This window comes from Kurthia sibirica, assembly GCF_003143975.1.
Taxonomy (GTDB): Bacteria; Bacillota; Bacilli; order Bacillales_A; family Planococcaceae; genus Kurthia; species Kurthia sibirica.
Window position 1 is genome coordinate 1 of the sequence record NZ_QFVR01000013.1, and the last position, 24,430, is coordinate 24,430.

The 24,430-nt window shown below is 34.0% G+C and carries 16 protein-coding genes; 13 read left to right on the forward strand and 3 right to left on the reverse strand.

All coding sequences use genetic code 11. From position 1 onward, the window contains the following. The first annotated feature begins 188 nt into the window (after nucleotides 1-188). Nucleotides 189-461, forward strand: coding sequence for a hypothetical protein (locus DEX24_RS10335; protein WP_109306359.1), 273 nt, complete (start codon nucleotides 189-191; stop codon nucleotides 459-461). On the opposite strand, the gene tnpB is transcribed toward DEX24_RS10335, so the two are convergent. Next, entirely contained in the window at nucleotides 458-1,612 is a 1,155-nt protein-coding gene (gene tnpB, locus DEX24_RS10340; RefSeq protein ID WP_109306360.1) for an IS200/IS605 family element RNA-guided endonuclease TnpB, read from the reverse strand. The two genes, DEX24_RS10335 and tnpB, sit on opposite strands and share 4 nt — an antisense overlap. 269 nt (nucleotides 1,613-1,881) lie before the next feature. Here tnpB and DEX24_RS10345 point away from each other — a divergent pair, with 269 nt between their 5' ends. The 12 genes from DEX24_RS10345 (at nucleotide 1,882) to DEX24_RS10400 (ending at nucleotide 22,507) form a co-directional block, all read left to right on the forward strand. Next, nucleotides 1,882-2,937, forward strand: coding sequence for a hypothetical protein (locus DEX24_RS10345; protein ID WP_109306361.1), 1,056 nt, complete (start codon nucleotides 1,882-1,884; stop codon nucleotides 2,935-2,937). Nucleotides 2,938-2,991: 54 nt separating this feature from the next. Beyond that, complete coding sequence (gene mobL, locus DEX24_RS10350) at nucleotides 2,992-5,478, forward strand: relaxase MobL (protein WP_109306362.1); 2,487 nt, start codon at nucleotides 2,992-2,994, stop codon at nucleotides 5,476-5,478. 138 nt (nucleotides 5,479-5,616) lie between these two features. Then, a complete protein-coding gene (locus DEX24_RS10355) occupies nucleotides 5,617-6,474 on the forward strand; it encodes a hypothetical protein (RefSeq protein WP_109306363.1) in 858 nt (285 codons plus the stop codon). 140 nt (nucleotides 6,475-6,614) lie between these two features. Further along, nucleotides 6,615-8,411, forward strand: a complete 1,797-nt coding sequence (locus tag DEX24_RS10360) for an AAA family ATPase (protein ID WP_170112912.1) — start codon at nucleotides 6,615-6,617, stop codon at nucleotides 8,409-8,411. Next, the gene (locus DEX24_RS10365; protein ID WP_109306365.1) at nucleotides 8,404-9,315 is read left to right on the forward strand and encodes a hypothetical protein; all 912 of its coding nucleotides are present in this window, start codon (nucleotides 8,404-8,406) and stop codon (nucleotides 9,313-9,315) included. The genes DEX24_RS10360 and DEX24_RS10365 overlap by 8 nt, the downstream gene beginning before the upstream one ends. A 97-nt stretch (nucleotides 9,316-9,412) precedes the next feature. Then, a complete protein-coding gene (locus tag DEX24_RS10370) occupies nucleotides 9,413-11,308 on the forward strand; it encodes a hypothetical protein (protein WP_109306366.1) in 1,896 nt (631 codons plus the stop codon). A gap of 215 nt (nucleotides 11,309-11,523) precedes the next feature. Beyond that, the gene (locus DEX24_RS10375; protein WP_109306367.1) at nucleotides 11,524-15,516 is read left to right on the forward strand and encodes a hypothetical protein; all 3,993 of its coding nucleotides are present in this window, start codon (nucleotides 11,524-11,526) and stop codon (nucleotides 15,514-15,516) included. Nucleotides 15,517-15,702: 186 nt separating this feature from the next. Further along, nucleotides 15,703-16,104 carry a hypothetical protein gene (locus tag DEX24_RS10380; protein WP_109306368.1) on the forward strand — a complete coding sequence of 134 codons (402 nt, stop codon included), beginning with the start codon at nucleotides 15,703-15,705 and terminating at the stop codon, nucleotides 16,102-16,104. Nucleotides 16,105-16,520: 416 nt separating this feature from the next. Further along, nucleotides 16,521-17,072, forward strand: coding sequence for a DUF4309 domain-containing protein (locus tag DEX24_RS10385; protein WP_109306369.1), 552 nt, complete (start codon nucleotides 16,521-16,523; stop codon nucleotides 17,070-17,072). Nucleotides 17,073-17,107: 35 nt separating this feature from the next. Then, complete coding sequence (locus DEX24_RS17205) at nucleotides 17,108-17,284, forward strand: hypothetical protein (RefSeq protein WP_170112913.1); 177 nt, start codon at nucleotides 17,108-17,110, stop codon at nucleotides 17,282-17,284. A gap of 448 nt (nucleotides 17,285-17,732) precedes the next feature. Further along, nucleotides 17,733-19,388, forward strand: a complete 1,656-nt coding sequence (locus tag DEX24_RS10395) for an N-6 DNA methylase (protein ID WP_109306371.1) — start codon at nucleotides 17,733-17,735, stop codon at nucleotides 19,386-19,388. Between the two features lie 116 nt (nucleotides 19,389-19,504). Continuing rightward, the gene (locus DEX24_RS10400) at nucleotides 19,505-22,507 is read left to right on the forward strand and encodes an Eco57I restriction-modification methylase domain-containing protein (RefSeq protein WP_109306372.1); all 3,003 of its coding nucleotides are present in this window, start codon (nucleotides 19,505-19,507) and stop codon (nucleotides 22,505-22,507) included. Nucleotides 22,508-22,554: 47 nt separating this feature from the next. Here DEX24_RS10400 and DEX24_RS10405 read toward each other — a convergent pair whose 3' ends face one another. Both DEX24_RS10405 and DEX24_RS10410 read right to left on the reverse strand, forming a co-directional pair. Next, nucleotides 22,555-23,253: an MAE_28990/MAE_18760 family HEPN-like nuclease gene (locus tag DEX24_RS10405; protein WP_109306373.1), complete on the reverse strand. Its 699-nt coding sequence runs from the start codon at nucleotides 23,251-23,253 to the stop codon at nucleotides 22,555-22,557. Then, on the reverse strand, nucleotides 23,243-24,358 hold the full coding sequence (locus DEX24_RS10410; RefSeq protein ID WP_109306374.1) for a DUF262 domain-containing protein: 1,116 nt from the start codon (nucleotides 24,356-24,358) through the stop codon (nucleotides 23,243-23,245). The genes DEX24_RS10405 and DEX24_RS10410 overlap by 11 nt, the downstream gene beginning before the upstream one ends. Between the last annotated feature and the right edge of the window lie 72 nt (nucleotides 24,359-24,430).

Below are 24,430 nucleotides of genomic sequence, written 5' to 3' on the forward strand. Positions count from 1 at the left end.
TTTATGGTAAGATGTGTATAGAGATTCATTGCCTCATTCCTTTCAATAGTTGTCTTCGTAAACACTATTTTACAAGGTTTGAAGTGATGAGTCTCTTTTTGTGTTGCACTTAAAGTGTAAATCTAAGATATATAAAAACCATTCGTTGCTAAAGTTACAGTAGAGAGAGAATAATGGGGGTAGATGAAATGACAACTGAAAACAAGCGTTCAACGTTAAGTGGAAAAGGTGTAGAGGTGTATTTAGAAGGAGCTTATACAAGGGTAAAAGCGAATGGTACGTTAGGTGTGAATGTGATTCCACGTAAGCGTAGAGATATTAACCCAGACGCTCCATATGCGGGTTCTTACATTCGGACAGTCGCATTTGAACTTCTCCTGACTAAAGTTAGGAGATTCTTAGGAACAGAGCATACTTATGAGCGTATGTCTTTACTCACAGCGGTTTCTCTTATTAACTAAGCTAACTCCGTAGTCCCTACGGTTAAAAGTCGTAAACCTTCGGTTAAAATGTTTCTGCTTGCATTTATATCTCTATCGAGATTTGCATGGCAATGAGGGCATGTCCACGTCCGAATATGCAGTCCTTTTTTACCGTCACGCTTGCCACATTCAGAACAGATTTGACTAGATGGAAACCATCTATCGACTTTGACGATTTCTTTGCCATACCAATTCGCTTTATATGTTAATTTAGCGACAAATTCAGACCAAGAAACATCGGAAATGTTTTTCGCTAATGTATGATTTTTCAACAGACCTTTTACGTTCAAGTTTTCAATACAGATCACATCGTGGTTTTTGATGATTTCTGTACTTAGTTTATTTAAGAAATCAGTCCGTTGGTTCATTACTTTTTCGTGAAGTCTTGTGACTTTACGCTTTTGTTTTTGGTAGTTGTTCGCCTCAAACAGACGTACATTATTCTTTTTAGCGTTTAATGCACGTTTGGATAACTTACGCTGTTCACGTTTCAACTTCTTCTCCATTTTAGAGGTAAAGCGGTTATTACTTATTTTCTGTCCATTAGAAAGAATCGCAAAATCAGTAATACCTAAGTCAATACCGATGGAAACATTCGTTTTAGCGTGTTCATAGATTTCTTCTTCACACAATAATGAAACAAAGTATTTGCCACTTGGTCTAAATAAAATCGTTGCATTGATAATGCGTCCTTTCAACACTCTACTTTGTGCGAACGAAACAAGTCCCAATTTAGGTAACTTTAATTTTTTATCAACAATCGCAATATTATTGTTTGTGAATTGTGTTGTATAACTTTGAACAGGACTCTTTTTACTTTTGAATGTTGGTTTCGCATTTTGTTTCTTAAAGAAACGAGTATAAGCATCAGCTAAATGTTTTAAAGAAGATTGAATCGCAATGCTATCCACTTCTTTTAGCCATATTGTCGATTCTTCTTTTTTCATTTTCGGTAGCATAGCAGAGCAACTGTTATAGGATAATCCTTTACCTGTTTGAGCGTAGGTTTCGTTCCATAACCCTAGAAAATGATTATAGATGAAACGAGAACAACCAATGGTTTTCGCAATTAATACCTGTTGTTCTTTATTTGGGTAAATTCTAAATTTATAGGCTTTGTGGCGTAGCATTGTATTCACCTCACTTTTCAATTAATTATTTTAATATAATTATATCATATTTTCTTACAAAATATCAATTATTTGTTATTAAAACAGCAAAACAAAAGAAAATGCCGATTCATCTACACGACTAAAGTCGCGAGTGTTCTCGGTACAAAGAATAAATAAGGTTTATTTTAAAAAACATAGAATTATTCTATGTTTTTTATTTTTTATGTTAAAATATCTAGTGTTGGGGAATAGATAGTGTGACTAATAATATAAAAGGAAGTGTTTTCGTGATAGGAAGTCGTTTATATGCAGGGCATAGTTCAAATAAAGTATTTGCGAATCAAATTGAATCAATTCATGTGAAAGATGAACCGATTGAAGAATACCTAAATGTAAGTGAAGGAATTTATAGTGTGCGTGATGTGAAGTTCGCAACAATGAATAATACGAATTTTTTAAGAGGGCTACCAAAGGTTTATATGACCGTAGACGTATCTTTATTAGCATACAACGACAATCGAACTGATTCGGAATTTAAAATCGTCACAATGGATTCAGCTGGCGAAATAGTCGTAGACGTAAATCGAGAAACAACAAGCCAATTTCGATACGAATTAAATGATAATGATTTAAAGGAAGTCATAAGTGGTGGCTTTTATCGTGATGGTGCGAACTATGAGCGCAAGTTAAACGAAGAATTACGTTCAAGTGTATTTTCGGATGAAACCAGTCCAATCAATGTATCTGTTTATAAGTTAGATGATGTAAATTCGATTCGTGTTGTAAATGAACAATCTTTTTCAACGCCAATAAGTAATGTTCGAGAAAGTGAATTGAAAAACTTACTTCAAAATGGGTTCCTGTCGGTAAAAGATAAATCATTAGATGAAACACACATGAAAGCTCCAGAGCCGATAGTTGCAACGAACCCTATCGAACGTGAAGCAAATCAAGAAATTGAAATCAACGAACATGATTTATTACAAACAGATAAATCGCAACAAATAGAAACAGTTGAATTGGAACCGATTAGTGAATTAGCTGTTTTTGAAATTGAAGCAGATGAACAGTTGGAACTTGCTAATCAATCAGCTGAAGAAGAAATGATGGCGATTGAGCGTGAACGAGCACGATTAGAAAGAGAAGCCGAGCAAGAGTTGGAACGAGAAAGTAAATTAGCTGCTGAACGTAAGCAAGCGTATCGAGAAGAACGTGAGCGTGAACGTAGAAGGAAAGAAACGTTCCAGTCGATTGAACAAGCCGTTAATCCAGTCCAATTCGTGCCACCTAACGAGATGAATACGGTACATGAACAAGTGGATGATGGTGGATTAGATAGATAATATGCGAGCTACTGTTGAATCTCAACTGTAGCTTTTTTTATAGGAGTGATATAGATGGGGTTATCGAGTCAAATCGTGATAAGAAATGAATTTACAAATACACAAAATGCGAGTCGCGGTGCTTCACCAGGTAATTACATCGTGAATTATACGGCTCGTGATGACGCTGCTGAAAAATTAGCTCCTGTTGGAGTAAATAATGCGTCACTTGATCAATATATAGCGTTCTATTCAACACGCCACAAATTAACGAATCAAGCAAAGTCTGAATTTACTGGTAAAAATGAATTGAAAAAGGCACTGTTTTTGCTAGACGGTCGTGATGGTCGAGGGTTCGGTTCACTGGGTTTATCGTACCGATATGAAGAATTAGAAGAAGAAGCCGAGCAAATTCAAGATTGTTTCGATAAGGGGCATACGATTCAAAAAACGATAATTTCGTTTACTACCGATTATTTAATCAAGCTGAAAGTATTACCAGCTGATTTTAAGCATAAAGAAAAAGGTGATTTTGCAGGAAAGTTAGATCAATTGAAACTAAGACGAGCCATTATAAAGGGTGTAAACAAATTTACCGAGCTTGCGAAGTTCGCAAAGCCAATATGGGTAGGTACGATTCAAACAGACACACATCATGTTCATGCACATTTAACGATAGCTGACAAAGTGTTTAGTAAGGCGAGAAAGTTCATAGATGGTACAGAAAAAGGGAAAATCACAAAACATGAGCGTGAAGGGATGCGGAGAGGAATTCATCGAAGTTTACAAAGTGATAAAGGGTTCGCACATTACCATTCAGGTATAGAAAATGCGAAACAAGAATCGGTAGCGAATGTACGAAGTTTAACGGTTCAGCAGATGAATACGAGTGTACAGTTACAACAATTAATCGCTGCTTTACCTGTCGATGAAGAAGAATGGGTATATAATTCCGACTCAAAATCTATGACAAGGGCAAATCATTTAATGAACACGTACTTAACATCATTAGATACCGAGCATGGGGATATTACAGGGGTGAAGAAATTAGAAGCAGAACTTGAAAAGTTTGCAGAAGATTCACTTGGAGCAGAAGAAGGAACGGAAACCACCAAAGTACAATTCGTTGAATTTGGACGACAAATAGCGATGGAGCGAATGGGGAACGGTGTATATACAGAGATTAAAGAGCATTTTATGAAAGAAAGGCGAAAAAAACGCAATCCAACACCAGTTAAAACACCGTTACTTGAAATCGGAGCAAAAGATACCAGCGAGTTAATCGGATTGGCTAAAAAGAATCCAGACGATCTAACGTTGGTGCAATTGCGATTTCAAATGTTTTCGGAGCGAAAGATGAAGCATTTAAGTGAAGGATTAAAGTTTCATGGAGCTTATCGAGAGTTCGGTGAAGCCTTGTTAAATAAGCAAGTAGCAGAAGAATCGTTACCAATCGGGCGATTTTACAAGAATGAAATGGTGACGCATTTTGAATTAGTTGATAAATATAGAGCCTATTTACCCGTAAGAACGGAATCGAGTGGAGAAGAAACACATGAATTAAGTGGATTACGCGAGCATTTGGAGATTCAACAAAAGAATCTAAATGAAATCTTAATGAAAAAGTCGGAAACGCCTCAATTATCGTTAAATAAAGCAATTGAAGAATTCCAAAACGATGCAAACGTTCAGACCTTATTGATGGCTGCTGGAGAAACGAAAGATAGTGAAGGGCATTGCCGAACAGTGAGCGAAGTTTTAGATGATTTGAAGAAAGATGGGACAATGCCGATACCACTTAACACGCAACTGGTTCTAAATAAACTGAAGCAGACAAAATATGCTGATTTGGGGGCGAATATAGAGATTTGGCAAAACAATCTGAATGGCGATAAAGAGCTACCTCCAAAATTTCAAAAAGATTTGAATTCGCACATGAAAGAAGTCGATACCTATACGTTGAAAGGCTTTTTATTGGGTAAATTTCATGCTACGGATATACAACCGATTCAAAAGCAGTTCGTACATCAGCAAAATACTGGTGAACTGCTTCCGTTACCAGAAGAAAAACCGGTCGATAATTTAATGAAAAGTAATACGGCATATCAAAAACGGATTAACGCATTGGATATAGATGAAGTTGTAAATGATTTTAACCCACTAACGGTTCGTTCAGTAGGTTCAAAAGCGAGAGGTGTGTACAAGGAACGGTTGAATGAGCGTGAAGAATCATTAATAGACGCATTGGAATATATCCAAAAAACGAATCAACCAGTAGCCCCTTTGTTACAAATTCAACAACAAATTCAGCAAAAGCAACGGTTCGCAAGGAAGTTGGAAGAAGATAAAAAATTACCTATATCTATAGATGAAGCAGTAATTGAAGATAAATTGAACGCTTCAATTCATTTGGATTATAGTCGTGAACTGACTGAAAAGAATTTGATGGATATTCGCAAAATTCGTGAAGAAACGCTAATTGAAATTAAGACGAATATAGCCCCTGTTACTGTTGAAAATGAAGTAGAAAAAGATGAATCAAATTCACAATTATATAGATGATTAAATAAAAACATAGAATTATTCTATGTTTTTTCTTTTTAATTTCATTGATATAAGGGTTTAAATGGTGCATACTGTTATTATTAAAACAGAAATCAGTAATTGGGTGAAAAGCTGTTTAAAAAAGGAGATAAAACAATGACATTAATAAATTCGCGTGATTTATTTGAAAACATGAATAAGGTTATTGCACAAATCGAGATTTTAACGGAAGTACAACGTTACGGAGGTCATTCAGAAAGCCAAACAAAAGGCTTGGAAATCTGTATCGCAAACTTAAAAAAAGAAGTAAGTACAATCACTGAAAAACTTGACTTGGTGAATGGTTTCTCGAAACCAGAGGAAAAAATCGTGGGTTACTTAGCACCGAAAAAATCACCATTTCCAATGAGTCCAGCACGACAAATGCTTGAAACAACAAAAGAAATAAAAACTTCAGCGAATGAGGAATTAAAAGTTAATTTTTTAAAGGAATTCGATCCATCTAAGATTAACGTGGAAACACTAACGACTGAAGAAGTGATAAAAGCTGAACAAATTGAAGCTGAACATCGTGAGCCTAATTTAGAGGAAGCAGCTGAAGTAATCGTTGAAAACCATGAAGATACATTTGAAACGGGTGAATTTGAAGGTACAGAAGAATTTATTAATGTTGTCACAGATGAAGAAGTAGCAGACGAACCATTAGAAGAAGTAGAAAATGAGCTAGAAGAATTTGAAGATGAAAAAGAATTTGAAACAGAAGAATTTACAGATGATGTGAATGATATGGCGAATAAGAAAATTGACTTTTCAAGTAATTCACTTGCGATGAACCCATTTACAACAGAGGTAATGGAAGGAATACAAGAAAACGAAGAAGTAGCAGACGAAACAGAAAGAGAATCGCACGAAACTTTTGATGAAAATTCGGTTGATGCAGATAACGATGACGAATATGTGCATCCAGATACAGAAGGTATGGTCGGCGCACCAGAGCCGAAAATTCAATTTTAAATCGTATGATAAATACGTGGCGACGTTTGTCGCCTTTTCTGTTCCGAAAAGGAGCACCAACAATAATAACGATTCGCATATATGCGTATATACATATATGCGTATATGCGAAAAGACCAGTAACGAAAGGGCGATTAGAGATGGATAAAATAGTTTTTGATGAAAGTGAATATCCGAATTTAGCGAATTATGCGGTTCAAATGTTCCCTTCAAAACGTCCGATTTTAAATAGAGAACGAGAGATACGTTCAATAAAAGCAAATTTAATGCGACCAGAAATATCTAATGTCATTTTATTAGGTCCAGCAGGGATTGGTAAAACGTCAATCGTAGCTGAAATGTCACGAGATGATAATAAAAATATTTATTTAGAAATCGACTTAGCACGAATGGGGTCTGATGGAGCTAATAAAATGGCTGCAAGATTAAAAGGATTAGCCGATGAAGTCGCAACGTATCAAATGATTGCAAGTGAAAGTTCGGATCAATCGAAAGGACTCGTATTATTTATGGACGAGTTTCACCAGTTGATTCAACTATCGGCTCCAGCAGTCGAATCCATTAAGCCATTACTAGCTATGTCGGGTGCGAGAAATATTCGAATCATAACAGCAACTACGTTTGAAGAATATCAACAGTTTGTACAGTCGAATGAAGCGTTGAATCAACGTCTGCAACGAATTAATATCGCTCCACCCAACCGAGATACGATTCTAAGTATATTAAATTCACTATTGGAACGGTCTATACCGAATAGCTTTATGTTCGATAAAACGATTTTTGAACACATTATCGACTATTCAGAGCGTTATATCCCCTCACAAAGTCAACCACGAAAATCTATTTTTATGTTGGACGCAATGATTGGGTGGCACTTAGCGTTTGGTGACACAATAGACCGTAAATTGCTAAATAAAGTCGTGTACGAAAGTACGGGGATTAACGCCAATTTTGAAGCGAATGTGCATCAAATTACAACCAATTTAAACAAGCGTGTCATTAATCAAAAACTTGCCGTAGATAGCGTTGTGAATCGTTTAAATATCTCTTTAGCAGATATGACAGATGATTCAAAACCACAAGGTTCATTCTTATTTATGGGGCCTACTGGGGTAGGTAAAACGGAACTAGCAAAGGCGATGGCAATGAATTTGTTTGGTTCGGAACGTTCATTAATCCGTTTTGATATGTCTGAATATGCTTTAGAGGAAAGTTTGGACTTATTTAGAAATCAATTAACTGACAGAGTGTGGGAAAACCCGTATTCGATTATTTTACTAGATGAAATCGAGAAAGCCGACAGAACGATTACAAGACTACTCTTACAAGTCTTAGATGACGCTCGCTTATCAAGTCGTCATGGGCGAGAAGTCGTCTTTAATAACGCTTATATAATCGCTACAACGAATGTCGGTGAAGCTGCTTATGCAAATGCGGCTAACTACAATGAAAAAGAAGATTTAAGTGACTACATGGATTTGCTATTAAACGCATTAATCGCTTCGGATAATTTTCCATCGGAGCTGGTGAACCGTTTTGACGCTCTTGTACCGTTCAACTCGTTAAAAGAGGATGCAATTCGTGAAATCGCCAAAATTCAGTTGCAACGGGTAGTGAAGATGGCGAAAAAGAAACATAACGTTGATTTGTTTTATCACAAAAACGTCATTCAGCATTTGGTCGATGAGAAATACGATGAAAATACGCGTGGCGGTGGTGGTCGTGGAATGAAACGTAATGTGGAAAATGACATCATCACAAAAGTGGCACGATTCATCAATGAATATCCTGAAATTAAAAAAATCGCGATTAAATCAGAGGGCGAAAAACGTTCTGAAGATAAATTCCGACTAGAAAGTAAATCGGTGATTGTGGTCGGTGCGTATGAAACGAAGAAAACAATCGGTTCAGAAAAGGGTGGTGGCACATATGCGTAGCCGTTTTAAATTACCGTTTAGTTTGAATGTAAGTACCTTTGATTTACCCGTAACATTCGTTACGCAAGGCGGAAATACACTTTTCAAACGACAAATTACTGTTCGTACATTGGTTTTAGTTATGGTTGGTGTCCTCTTGTACTTCTTATTAGTGACACAAACACCTCTCGCAGGTGGTGGGTTCATCGGTATTATCACTTGGTCGATAGGTTACTTCTGGTTAATTTACTTATTAGCTGCTCCAACGAAAACAAAATTGATAGGAGCGTCCAATTTAAAAGCGATGTACAACTATGTCGCTAAAAGTAACCGAGAATTTAATACAACAGATGATGGCTTTTATGAGCCAATTGAAAAGATGATTGATATTCACGAAATTTCCGAAGCGGATAGCATGGTGATATTTAGTAACGGTGATGTGGGGTACATTTACGAGCTAATCGGTAATGCGTCTATTCTAATGTTTGAAGAAGATCAAGCTCATGTATTAGGAGCTTCACGAAACTTCCACCGTAAATTAACGCCAAACGTGAGTATTTATTATGATTCAGCAACCGAGCCACAAAAAACAGAAACGCAAGTAGTGAATTTATTAGATAAGCAAGAGAATCTAATCAATAAACACCCTGGTCTAATGCAATTGATGGACACGCAAATAGACGTATTGATGAATTATGTGGGGAGCGAATTTAAGTCACTACATCAGTACATGATTGTAAGAGCAAAAAATCCAGTTGCTTTACGAGATTTCGAAAATTGGTTGAACCTACAAATGGATAAGAGCAGTGGGTTCTTAACGGATTTCAGAGTATTAGATTATGAAGAAACGTGTCAATACTATAAAGAATTGCTATCTGCTGAACGAGTGGAAGCCTTAAAAACAAAAGAAGATAAAGCGGAATAGATGATATTCCCCCGCGTGGCCAACGAAACGTTAGGCTGCGTGGCTAATTATGATACATCGGTATCGCCAACATTTTAAATAAAGGATTGTGATATAGATGGCAAACGTAAGTATGAACACAAGACGGTCAATGAAGAAGAAAAAAGATACAAAAACAAAGAAGGACAAATTAAAAGATATTTTAATGAGTAATCATTTCTTAAAGAAAATCACACCCGAAGTCGGTTATCATTTTTCGAGTGATTATTTTATGATTGATGACAATTACGCAACGATTTTAACCGTTTTTAACACAGAAGGTTCGGACGATAATCTAGGAGCAATGTGGGGAATTAATATGATTCCTCGTAATCTTGGTGAAGGTGTTGTGACACGCCAATTAACGTATGTGAATCAAGCGGAACAAAAATGGGTGGAGAAATATCAAGGTAAGGCTGACGATAATGTGAAATCAGAAGTAGGCGATTCACAAAGCTCAAATCAATCGAAAACAAAACTGCTAACCGAGAAGAAATCAAGAGATTTAACAATAATTGCAGAAGATTTAGCGAGTGGCGATTCGTATTTATATGTGTCTTTCAAGCTATTAATCAAAGCAACTAAACTGAAAAATTTAGAGGAAGCCGTTGACCGAATCACGCGTGAATTTGATACAAATTTCGGTGGTGTTTATTTAGCACCATTCGAGGGACGACAACAGGAAGATTTTAAGAATCTAACAAAACGTGCTGAAGATCAAATCGGACGAAACTATATGTTTACGGCTACGGAATTTGCGGGCTTTTATAATATTGTGACACATGGTATCGAGGATGTACGAGGTGAATATGTGGGGCAAATGCGAGCTGACGTAAATAATGCTGCAGTGCTGTGGGATATGAATGATTATGATTCACACGTAATTGTAGCTGCTGATAACAAAGCTGTTACGCTAGGTCATAATGAATCGTATTTTGGTTCATCAACAAAGGCTTCGACTTTATGGGGCGTGAAATTGTCGCAAAGTGCCTTGTTAAATAATAAACGAGTCGTACACTTTGTACTGAATGGTGCGGACGTAACCAAAATCGGTGTAAACCTAAGCTCACTTACTTCGATGGTTTCGATGTCGAATGGTGATATTAACCCGTTTGAAATGTTTGGTGATTCAAAAGACGAGTTAGGTATATACGCGGCACATTTAGAGAAGATTCGACTAATGACACAACAAATGAGCCGAGATATTGATGATATAGCATTGAACATTCTAGTCGAGCAATTAAATTTGTTTTATATCGGGCATAAAATGTGGGTGCGTAATGCGATGGAGAACCGAGAAAAAATTCGTATCGTTGGAATTCCACATAATAATGTTCCGAGGTTACGTAAGTTTTCTGGTTACTTAGATAATGCGTATTCTTCATATTTAAGTATGAAAAATGTCGACCCCAACGTAACAAGGTCATTAGCTGGTTTGTCAGGATTATTCAAATCAATGCTAGAGTCGAATGGTGATTTATTCGATACAATTACTTCAAATAACGTTGATTCAGCTTCGATTAAACCGCGTGTCATTTATGATTTTTCATCGTTAATGATGCGTGGGACAGGTGTTGTAATGGCTCAATTTATCAATGCACTTGGTTTCGCTACATCGAGTTTAAAAGAAGGGGATGTCGTTATTATTCATGGAGCAGATAGAATTGACGAGGGCATTTTACAATACACGAAACGAGCGATGGACGATTTAAGAGCCAAGAAGGTGCGTGTAGCATACTTATATGACGATACAGATAAAATGTTGGAGAACACGAAATTAAACAGTATGGCGAAAGCGGACTGGATTTTAACAGGCTATATGTCAGTGCCAGCTGTTCAATCGTATCAAGAAGCCTTATCAGCTCGAATTCCAGAAACATTACGCTCGGCAATTCTATCTAAAAATGATACACAATATTACCTTCGTCGAGGGTTAGATAACATCATTTTCGATTCAGATTTATTATTCGATTAATATGAATTAAATATAAAAACCTACATTTATTCTATGTTTTTAAAAATAAACATAATCTATTTTTGGGTTTCTTTTTATTTAAAGTTAATTTATTTTTGTTTTTTCTCTTTAGGTTATGAATCGTATGTGTTATCATTTATTCATTGATAGCGTTGAGTTTTTTCGGCAATCAAGCGTTCTTTGATAATAAAATAACAAGAAAGGTGGTATCATTTTTGACTAACTTTTTTCAAGAAAGAAGTGAGCTAAATTTACGAGTTCACTCTAAGTTTCTCCTTCTCTTTTTAGTGTTTATTATCGTGTTTACATTGTCATTTTTATTCACGCCAAAAGCGACTGAATATTTACCAGGCGATTTTACTTCGATTGCAAATGCAAAAGACAGTGAAGATGAAAATAAACTTGATTCCATGCAAGATATATCGAAAGAAGTTTCGAAAGATGGATTAAGTGAAGATACAGAAGATGGAAAAATTGCGGGGAATCAATGGTCTGCGTTAGGTTCAGATTCATCATTCTTTGCAGAGTTTACAAAAGCCACTAAAAAAGTGAGTTATAGTGATTTGAAATCAGAAGGAAAAGATAGTGCATTATCAACTGCGGGTGCATATGGATTCGTTTTACACTCGTCTGGATTAGACCATTCGTTTGTAGAAGGCGATCCCTCTGCCGTATTTGCCAAATTAGGGCGAATCGTTGCGGGTGCTATAATGTTCGTTGCTTTTTTTACACAATCAGCAGTGAATTATTTATTTTCATTCTTAATTACAGTGGCAGATTATATAAATGTGTTCAGATGGTTCAGTAGTGAAGCAATAGATCCAACTTCACCGTTTTCTTCTGTACAAGAGATTGTAGGGGGCGTTTTAAACCCGATTAAAGATTTAGGGATTATTGTACTTAGTATCATCTTTGTATTTTCTTTAGGTTTAGCGTTTCTTGGTTGGAAAGCGAGTGGGAAGAACCCTCGAACGAGCGCTGCTTCTGGAATGACGCAAGCGTTGATGAAATTCTTTTTACGCGTATTTATTATCTTAGTCGGTCCATTATTCATTAGTGTGATTTTTTCATTCATTTTGACCGAAACAAAAGAAGCCTATAAAGGGACATCAGCTTCAGATTATGCGATTTATTCTAACTTAATTGATTTCGATAAATGGGCGAAACATTCACGTCTAGCATTACCTGGTGGTGAATCAAATAATTTAGAGAAAACATTAAGTAGTGGCGAAGTATCGTATGTATCACATAAAGAAATTTTAGATATTAACGCGGACGGTGCTGGTCTTAAAAACGCAAGAGATACACGAACTGCTTATGAAAATCATAAAGAAACAACAATAAGTGGTACGCAAGACGTAGATTTAGACGAAGCAAAAAATGGGTTAATTAATAACTACGCAATGGCGATTTTATCGAAATGGATGACATTAGATGAAGTTACCTCTGCTTCTTATGAATCTTTTGCGAAAAATAATTATATAAACTCTGGTGGCAAGTTAGACAATAAAACCTATTCGGAGTTAATTTCGACAGATGGTAGTTTGTCGGTGAAGCCAAACGGCAAATTCACGACAATGAAGCCACAACCAGCTGAAGGGAATACGAGTAATAACGCACAAACAGGAGCTAAAAACTCTGGTGGATTAAGTTCATTAGGTATGTATAACTTCTTATCAACAACATTCGGTTCGGATGCTTTCACTTTTACACGAACTGATTTGATGATTGGTAAAGCATTTACACCGTATCATGCGTCAGTAGGGTTAGCGGGACGAGGGTTTATCGCTTTCGGGAACTTCTTACTTATGCTATCTACCGTAGCTTCGATTGCGATTTTAGGGTTCATTTTCGCATATAGAGCTGTGGTATGTGTATTTACATCAATTCCACAAGCAATCGCTTCAATGGGAGCTGCTTCATTCGGTTCAATTAAATACTTCGTCAAAATGCTAGTGATTGTGTTTACAGTTGGGCTTGAATTAATTGGTGGAGCCGTATTTTATATGATTTTCCAAAAGTTAATCGTGGGTGTAACACAATTAGGTGATAAATTAGCTGGAAAGGAACAAACTATCTTTTCACTGGTTACAGATAATGTTGCTTTAGCGGGTTCTTTAGGAAATACGGCTTACGGAACAATTAATATCGTGATCGCGGTATTATTACTGTTTTTATCAATCCGTTTAATTTCAATTCGAGCTTCGATTTTCAAAGGAATGGGTTCAGCATTTGAAGGTGTATTATCAAATTTATTTGGAATTTTAGATAGTAGCAAACAACCTGCAATGGCAGGGGGCATGGGGAATAAATCATCGAACTTATTAGGAAATTCACCAAATGGGGGTACAGGATTGGCTCGTACATCAAATGATAACGGTCCAACTTCTGATTTTTCTAAACAGAAAGCTCAATTAGGTGAAGGTGAGGGTGAAGATGGTACAAGAGGTGCGATTGGGTCACGAAACCCGTCACCAAATGGACCTCGTTCCAACGGACGAGCGAAAAAATCGAAAGCTGATTTGCAAAATGCAATAAGGGCAAAAGAAGCTGAACTTGGTCGTCCATTAACCAATGCAGAAAAGCGTAAAGAATTAGCCAAACAACAAGCTGCTAAACAAGGAGCGAAAGCACTTGGTATGGTTGGAGCATTAGCTGATTCAGAAACACTTAGAAATGCGGGCAAAGGTATCGAAAGTAAGCGACAAGATAAAATCAATGAAGGATTAGACCTTGAAGCGAAACACAATGCCGATGCAAATGATTTATCAAAAGGTGCGATTAACGGTGACTCTGGTAAAACAAAAGAGCTACAAGACCTTGAAGATTACTCAAATGCAGAATCGAATCTACATGGAAATGGTTCGGAAGTTGAAAGTGATTCAATAAACCATGTAGGTGCTGCTGAAAATAACGAGAACGCGTCAGTCGTTGATTCAAGTGGAATGAATACTGAATCTAGTGATGTGACAGGTATTGAAGCAGAGAACGGAGAACATACATCAGCAATTGATTCAGCTCAACGTGACGGTGATGTAAATGATACGTCTACAGGTAACGTTCAAAGTAGTAATAACGCTGTAATTCCAGCATTTAAACCAACAGGTGATAAAAACCATGACAATGAAGGTGCGAGTGTTGTAAGTAAAGCGAAAGAGCATGAACAAGCGAAGAAATCACTCGCTACTGCTGAAAAAGATTTAGCGAAAGCGAAACAAAGTGGTGATCCACAAGCTATCGAGTCGGCTCAACAAAGAGTTGATAGTGCGAAACAACGTGTGGCTCAAACAGGGAAAGCGAGTGCGAGCGCAAGTAAGGAATTTGCAAATAAAGCAAAAGAAAAATATGCAACTGCAAAAGCAGATGAAAAAACGGCTACAGATAAGCTACAACACGCTTTAGCCAATCCGAATACAACAACACCTGAACAGTTAGACGCGTTGAAACAAGACGTTACAAACAAGCAACAAGCAACGAAATCAGCAAAAGCGAACTTACAACAAGCGAATGGATTGATTGCTCGTTCTAAATCAGTACCAAAAGCGAGTGGAACAAGTTCAACAAGTAAGTCTGGAACAACTTCAAGCTCAACTGGTAAGGGGAATGTTCAAAGCAAGCAACAAGCGAAGAATTCGATACCGAAATTTGCAAGTGTTGGCTACTCAAATAATGCAGTCAAACAATCTTCCGCTAGATTAAATCAACTGAAACAACTTGCAAGTGTCGCTCCAGTCGGTGAAAAAGCTCAATACGATAAAAAAATTCAACAAGCGAGCAGACAATTGAAACAAGTTCAAGCGGGTGCGAGTAACTTATACAATTCGCAACCAGCTAAACAAATGGCTCGTTCGTCAAATGCTCGTGCAAATGTTAGTAAAGTGGCGAAGCAGTATAATGTCGCATACGACAAAAACAATCCGAATCAAAACTTAAACAATCCGAGCAACCTTACAAACGGTGCTGCTCGTAAACATTTAGTAGCGATTCGTGACGCAGAAGTGAATTATCGTAATGTCGCACAAATGAAGAACCCTTCTCCAAACGCTTTATTAAAAGCGAAAAAAGAATTAGGTTCAGTAAAATTTGAAGCATATCGTGATGGATTAGACGAACGTACTTATGAAAATCCGAGTGCAATCAAACAAAGTTTAGAAACATTAAATCGTTCACAAACAGAATATGTTAGAGGAACAGGTAAGGAAAGTTAGTATTAAGCTGATTTAATAACCTATAATAAAATAAATGTAGAACTATTCTACATTTATTTTTTATTTTACTTCTAAATATAGCGTTAAGCTATTGAATAGGTTGTTTTTATATGTTATCGTTTAGATACGTTATCGGTTCTGATATTTGAGTCATGCCGAAATCTAAAAAGGGAAGGAGTTTTTCATGTGATTGATTTATTACACCAGACACTTCCACATATGAACTTCGATGTCATGTGGTCTGTAGACGATTTCTTAGAAAATGGTAAGAACAAGTTCCAGCAATGGGTGTCAGTTGCGATTCTTTTCATTGGTATCGCTATGATGTTCTTCGGAGTATTCCAATTATTTAAAGCTGTAACAGCTCAACAAGGTTCTGGGGGGCATTGGGTTAAAGCAATTATTGGTATCTTCTTAGGCGGAGCAATTACATTCGGTGGTTGGGCGTTAATCGAAAAAATCGCTAAAGGCGGTCAAGAAACAATTAACGACTTAGGTACTGGTTCAGCTTTAATCGACCATAGTACGATTAAACATATTCACGATTATCAGCTTGATCCTTATAAAGTTGATTTGAAAGATAAATAGTTAAGTAAAAGGCACTGACAAATGTCAGTGCCTTTTACTTGTTGTTAATCATATTCAATTAAAGGCATTGAGTATATTTTTATTTCTAGCATTTTTTGAAAGCTCTACATACATAAAAGAATCAACAAAGTTTTCGGTATTTATTAACTCCTCTAGCGATATTTTGGACATCTGATATGCTTTTAGTTTCAGTTCAATATTCTTTGAAATTTTAGTGGGGTATCTTACATATTTTAGGCGTTTTTTAATAGTGTGACTTTGGAAAAGAGATTATTTATTAGCCGTTTTAAAGTGATAGTAATTTCCCAAATGAAAGTTTGGTAAAGTATCTGAATAAATCTGATTTAAGGGTTAATTAAATCTTCTTTTAATGGGTAAATTAGTGATATGTGTTATTAAAAGGGGGAAGGGAACGGATGAAGAAAGTAATAATCCTATTCGTCTTTATGATGAGTTTTGGAGGCATAGTAACTTTAGAATCTCAAGCAGCTTCAACGAATACTTATGCGATAAAGGAACTGAAGAAAATTAAAGCATTAGCAAAGGAAGGAAAAACATTAAATAGTGGCTCACTAAAATTAAATGATCCTTATGAAAAGTTCTTTAAGAAATTTGGAAAGCCCATTTATACATTTACACCACAGGGAGCTGCTTTTAGAGATCATTTTACGAATGGAATACAGATTTATACAAATGGAAAGTATAAAAATTGGGATGTAACCCGTATTAAAAAAGATCCTGTCTATAGTATTACGATGAACTATCTTATTGACTATAAACATATCAAAAAGGTATTCGGCACGAAAAAATCCCTTTCGTATGCTTCAGGGGAATATTTCATTACTTATAAAGTGGGTAAAAACACAGTTAGTTTTAGTATTGGAAGTCCGCATGCGTATGATTTGCCGAATTTGAAATTATATAATAATACATTATTTTATGAATATGGAGTAAGTAAAGGTTGGTAGCGTTTAAAATAGGCATTTTTATGGAGAAGTTAGGTATGAAGAAATGGGTGTTACTAATACTATTAATTTTTATAGGAAGTTACTTTTCAGCAATAATTAGTCCTCAAATGAATGTACAAGCTTCATCAGCGTTTACTAAATCAGAAGTAAAGGCTATTAAAAAGGGGACCTTTGTTCATGCGAAAGCTAAAGGGGTTACTTTGTTCATCTAATGTTGTGCGCCATGAACGTTTCATTTTTGGACCGTATTTCAGTGATTTGGAATTGGATCGACGCTGTAAACTTTGAAGAAAGTTAAGCGGTTATTCATCATTATTTTTATATTTGATATGTTTTCTTGGTCTGGGTTAACTTATTTTTCGGATTTATAAATTGTTGGTCTAGCGTGATGGGTTCTATTAAATTCAACTATTATACATTTACTTTGAATGAAAGTATTATCTAACTCCATTCTATTATGCGATATTTCATTTACCAATTTATTTTTTTGGATATTACTTGCATTTTGAAACAAAATTTAAATTGATAAGATATAAGTTATAAAAAAGATTAATTCACAAAAAAATGATATAATTTACAAGAACGTAAGTTCTGTGTTATTTAATGTTTTTAGCATATTAATATAAAGTTAGTATGGTATGATGGATGAGGTGATATTAAATGAGATTAAGAGAAAACGCTACCGAACAAAAATTAGCAGGTAGGTATTATACCCCAATAGATTTGGCGAATTTTATTGTTAGATGGGGGATGGATGGGACAGTAAATACAATCCTTGAGCCAAGTTGTGGAGATGGTGTATTTTTAGAAGCTTTACGACAGTACGATGGTGATTTTGAATGTTTAGGCATTGAAATTTCTTCCGAAGAGGCTGCACTTGCTTCTGAACGATTATTACTTGATGAACGCTTTAATATTTTGGTGTCCGACTTCTATAAATATTATAATGGTAATCATAATCGTGAAAAAAAATACGATTTCGTTGTAGGAAATCCTCCTTATATAAGGTATCAGTATTTAACAGAAGAGCAACGAGATATACAGAGTAATTTATTGATAGAAAATCAAATGAAATCAAATAAATTAATTAATGCTTGGGTTGCCTTTACTACTGCAGCTGTTAGTTTATTAAAAAATAATTCTAAAATAGCTTTTGTAATTCCAGCAGAATTATTTCAAGTAAAATATGCTGAACAATTACGCAGTTATTTAATGCAAAACTTAAATGAAATTACTATTCTAACTTTTGATGAATTAATATTTGAAGGTATTGACCAAGAAGTTGTTGTATTATTAGGACGTAAAAATACGGATTTTGTTGGAACCCATCAAATGAAAATATTAGAGTTTGTAAATATAAATGATTTAAATCAAAACTTTGATGAACGTAATGATCAGCAGGGTTTTCAGGATATAGATACAACGAACGTGAAATGGACAAAATATTTTTTAAACCCTCATGAGAATAATGTTATTAGTCTACTTAGAGAATCAGAGAGTTGTATTAGCTTTGGGGATATAGCGCAAGTAGATGTAGGTATTACAACTGGGAATAACAGCTATTTTTGTGTGGACAAGGAAACGGCTACGAGCTATGATTTATTAACTATTTCAAGACCGTTAATTGCTAGAAGTGTAAATATTCCGGGTGTTACATTTGAAGAAACAGATTGGCAATGGAATGTTGAACAAGGAGCAAAAACATTTTTATTAGACTTTAATCAATTAACAGATACACAATTAACTGAAAGACAAAGATCTTATATAGAAATTGGCGAACAAAATGAAGAAAATACGGGTTATAAATGTCGTATTAGAGAAAGATGGTATGCAATTCCATCAATTTGGGAACCGGATGCGTTCTTTTTAAGAAGAAATTATCAATATCCTAAGTTTGTTTTAAATAATTATCATGCAGTAAGTACAGATACTATGCATAGAGTGTCATTTCTAGTGGGAACAGACAGAAAAAAAGCTATAATTTCTTATTATAATAGTATTGCTTTTGCATTTACAGAATTAGAAGCTAGAAGTTATGGTGGAGGCGTATTAGAAATCTTGCCTAGGGAGTTAGAAAATGTAACTATCCCAAATATAAATGATTTAGTAATAGAAGAAGAAATCGTGGATGAGTTGTTTGACAGTTTGAATACAGCAATTCGAGAAAATAATGACATAGAAGAAGTATTAGATTTGATTGACAGAACACTACTTGTAGGAAGACTAAATATGTCAGCTGATGTTGTTAGTCAGTGTAGAAAAATTTGGCATAAATTAAAAAATAGAAGAATAAATCGTGGTATTACAGGTAATTAGTATTTTATCTCTTTCATTTGTTTTATACATTTGAAAGGGGTTTTTTGTTTTAAATTAACAATTCTTCCCCATTTAGATGTAAAATTAGTGAAAAATGTATTTAGGAGAGAGATAAAATGGAATTAGAGCAGTTGGTAAGGAATTTCAAAAAAAATTATCTTTTTATGAAAGATAATAAAAAAAAATATAATGAACATTCTACACGAGTTGAATATATAGATCCTTTTTTTCAATTACTAGGTTGGGATGTATCTAATACAAACGGAAAACAACCTTCATTAAGAGATGTAATTCCAGAAAGTTATACAACTGCGACGCTTAGACCTGATTATAAATTTTCAGTTAATGGAATTTCTAAATTTTTCTTAGAGGCTAAGAAACCATCAGTGAACATTACAACCGATTTAAATGCAATTTTCCAAACAAGAAGTTATGGTTGGTCCAAAAAACATTATATATCAGTTTTAACAAATTTCGAATATTTATTGATTTTTGATGCTACTGTAGCGCCTACGGTTTCTGATAATGAAAAGACAGGTTTGTTGAAAGTCTATCATTATGAAGAATATATTTCAAAGTGGGATGAAATTAAAGAGTTACTATCTTATGAAAATGTAAGGAATGGAAATATTGAAAATGAGTTTTCACATTTAATTGAACAGGCATCGGCTTCTCCGATTGATGAACATTTTTTACACTTAATTAATAGTTGGCGAATCAGTATTGCTAATGATATTTATGCTAAAGATAAAAGTTTAAGCGAAACATATCTTAACGAAATTATTCAACGCTTTATAAATCAAATGATTTTCTTAAGAATTTGTGAGGATAAAAACCTACCATTATATCATAGTTTAGAGGGCAGTTTGGATAAGAATGTTAAAAGTAAATTGATGGATATTATTAAAGATGCGGATAAAAAATACAATTCAGGTATTTTTGAAGATAGTGAAATATTGGAGTTAATAGAAGGTGATACTTTAACAGAGATTATCAAAAGTTTGTATTACCCTGTTAGTCCATATGCTTTTTCAATATTGGAACCAAATATCTTAGGAGAAATTTATGAGTTATTTTTAACAGAAAAAATAACAATTAAAGAAAATAGTATTTGTTTGACTAAAAAACATTCAAGTATAAATCGTGATATAGTTACTACACCGTATGAAATTGTAAAATTAATGGTTGATAAAGCGCTGTCACCTTATTGTGAAAATAAAAGTGCAGAGGAAATATTAAACTTAAAAATTGCAGATATTTCTTGTGGGTCGGGAATATTTTTGATTGAAGTATTTGATTATCTATTAATCAAAGTACAACAATGGTATATAGAACATAATCCCAATCAGTTAGTAGAGGCAGCAAATGGAGAAAAGGTCTTAAGTATAGACTTAAAGATTAATGTATTAAATGAGTGTATTTATGGAATAGATATAGATGCTTATGCAGTAGAAGTTTCTAAATTCAGTTTAATGTTAAAATTATTGGATGGTGAAGATGTACATTCTTTAGAAAATCGTAATTATATATTGCCAGTTTTAGATGAAAATATTAAAGTAGGAAATGCTTTAATTGATTCAGATATGTATGGAACTGACGAAGAAATGGAAAAACGCTTGAATATTTACCCTTTTGATTGGAATTTTAGTAATAGTGATGTGGAAGAATTTGATCTAATTATAGGAAATCCACCTTATGTAACAACAGAAGATATGAAAGGACAATTATTAAAAGAAGAATACGAGCTTTATAAGTCTTATTATAGTTCTGCATACAAACAATTTGATAAATATTTCATTTTTATTGAACGTGCGATTGAGCATCTAAAAGAAGACGGTTCATTAGTTTATATTATTCCAAATAAATTTACGAAGATTGAATCTGGGAAGAAATTACGTGAACTTATAACAAATAAAAAGTTATTAAAAGAGTATATTGACTTCGGTTCATTACAGTTATTTAGAGGAACTAGTAAAAATACAAAGCATCTTACTACGTATAGCTCTATTATCCATTTAAAAAAAGACAGTGAAAGTCATTTTAACTATGAGAAAGTAAGTAATAAACAAAACTGGCTTAATGAATATTTTGAAAAAGTAATAGATAATTCCTATAAAATTGCATTAGATAGTTTAGGAGAAAAGCCATGGGTTCTCCCCACAAGTGAATCAGAACAAGTTTTACTTGAAAAAATCTTAAAAAAATCCCTAGCATTAAATGAAGTAGCTGATATATTTAACGGTATCCAAACAAGTGCAGAAAGACCACCAGTATATTGGTTTGCTGATAATGAGATAGTTAAAGAGACTCCAACACACTATTCAATAAGTAAAATGGATAAAATATTTGAAATTGAGAAAAATATAGTACGTCCTTTTTATAAACCTACAAAGAAAAGTGAAAAAAATTTAGGGTCATATGATGTAGTTGAAACCAATAAACATATGATCTTTCCTTACGATATAAGTGGAAAAATTTATTCTCAAGAGAAGATGCAGTCCGATTTTAATGGGACATGGGAATATCTTGAATCTAATTATGAAAAGCTAGTTCCTAAGCAAGTATCTCCAAACGGTAAAAGAGATGTACCTCATGCTACTAGCGAAAGCTGGTATCATTATGGGCGTATTCAAGCTCTTACAAGATTTATTGATAGACCTAAACTGATAGTAGGGGTACTATCAAGCAAGCCTTTTTACTATTTAGACAATGAAGATATGTTAATTGCCTCTGGAGGTACAGCAGGTTACTGTGCCATTTCTCAAAAGGAAAATTCTGATTATGCAATTGAATTTTTACAAGCAGTTCTTAGTCATCCTTTAATAGAATGGGTTATTTCTATGACAGCAAGTGAGTTTGATAACGGTTTTTACGCTAGAGGTACAGCGTTGTTGAGGAATTTACCAATAGTGAAGATTGATTTTGAGAATAAAGATGATTTAGAAAAGTATACTAATATAGTGAATTTAAGTAGAGAAATTTATACTTTAAATAATAAATTATCAAATAAATTAGATAGTAAAACTAAAAAGATTTTGGAAGGTGATAAATTCTCAAAAATAAAAAAAATCCAAGCAATAGTCTGGAAACTTTATGAAGTAACTGAAGATGAAATTTAATAGATGAAAAGGTAACGGTAAATGCTTAAACATTTACTGTTACCTTTTCAGTTTGCTAAATAGCTTTCATCAAGTGCTGCGTCAATAATCATATCTTTGAAAGTTTCCATTAGTGTGAGTATATCATCATATAATATTAAAAAATTAGATTTAGTTTGTTTTTCCATATCTAAATTATAGTTAGTTGTATCTAAATAGCTATAATATTCACCATGAGCTATTTTATTTCGAATATTAAGTAAGTTTGCATCTATAAGATTATCTTTTGTTTGAAACTGTGTAATATCAAGACTAAGACTTAATAATATTTCTTCTAATACTTCATAGTTCAAATTACTTTGAGTATTAATAAGGTGATTACCTTTAGTGTTTACAAGGAAAATTTCTTCATTTTCTTTTGAAAAAGTTTCATAAAGCTCTAAGAATTTACTTTTTTTTGTAGAATGCTTTATTTCTAATATGTTTTTAGTAAAATGTAAAATCTTAAAACAATTTTTAAAATCGGACAAAATATATTTTTTTTTGTTTAAATAATCCAAATAACTGATAGAAGAAGTTTTGATAAAACCCTCCCAATGTGAATATAAAGTAGTAGTTGCTACCTTTAAATTAAAGTTTAATGTTTCTCCAGTAGAACCATCAATATTTGACCTAGCAATCGTTAATTCTTTCTTACGCCAAGTAAAATCTTTATCTAATCTTTTTTGTAATTTTTCAAGGGGATTTTTAGTATTTTCAGAGCTCATCTAGAAAATACTCCTGACTAAGTTGGGCAAATATTTTAAGGCGGGAAAGAGAACGAATTCCTAATTGACTAGTAGTGTCTTTATACACGTCTAGATTATAAATGTTTTTTATGAATTTAATTAGTTCTTCTTTATCTAATGCATTATATGCGTTTAAATTTTCACTTAAACCTATTGTTAATAATTCAAATGAAGAAACAGAAAATCCGCCAGTAAATTTATCTTTAGAGGTATCAAATTTTTTAAAGCTATTTTCGTCTAAAGTAGTATTAAGTAAATTAAAGGTTTCTCTGAAAATTCTTCCTTCTTCCTCATAATTAAAATTTTCTAATTTCATCAACTCAATCATTGAATCTGTAAGGAATTCCCTCATATCGTCAGAACCCTTAACTGTACTAAGATTAATATTTCTATATACAAAGAATCTTAGGGCTATTTCCATGTCATCACGTTCATTTAGTTGTCTAGTTGTTAAAGGTAAAGTTGCTAGGAAGTTAGGATCAGTACTTAACTCAGATATCCAAGTATAAAAATCTTTATTTGTCATAATCATTAGACAATTTCGAATTTCTTGATCAGAAAGTGCAGAACCACCAGTATTTAATCTTTGAAACAATTCATATTTGGCATCTTCATCGCTACCTTTTTTAATAATTTTAACATCCATTTTCGAACGTTTAAAATCTATTCTTTGTTCGGAAGTGAATGAATTTTCTAAATCAGTTTCATCATCCCATTTCTTCCCTTGTAGTGAGGGTAAAAATTTAGTTCCTTGTAATGATGAAGGAGTTTTTATTTCATCATTTGAATCTTCTAATATTCCAATGAATTCAAAGATAGTTGATAGACGTTGTAAACCATCGATGACATCCCATATTCCCTTATCACTTCGTGCAACGAAAATAGAAGGAACTGGTATGCCTAATAAAATGGATTCAATAAAACTAGATTTTTGAGCATCAGTCCATCTAAAAAAACGTTGGAAATCAGGTTGGAGGTGTAGTTCCTTATCTTTGTACATATTAATCAATTCCCCTAAAGACATTGGATAACCATCGGTATGTATCTCTTTGGATTTTTCATCAATTTCAGTTTGTAGAGTCATGTTAAAACCTCGTTTTCTTTGTTATTTTGAATATGAATATACACTTATAATCATACGTCTAATTTTACAGAA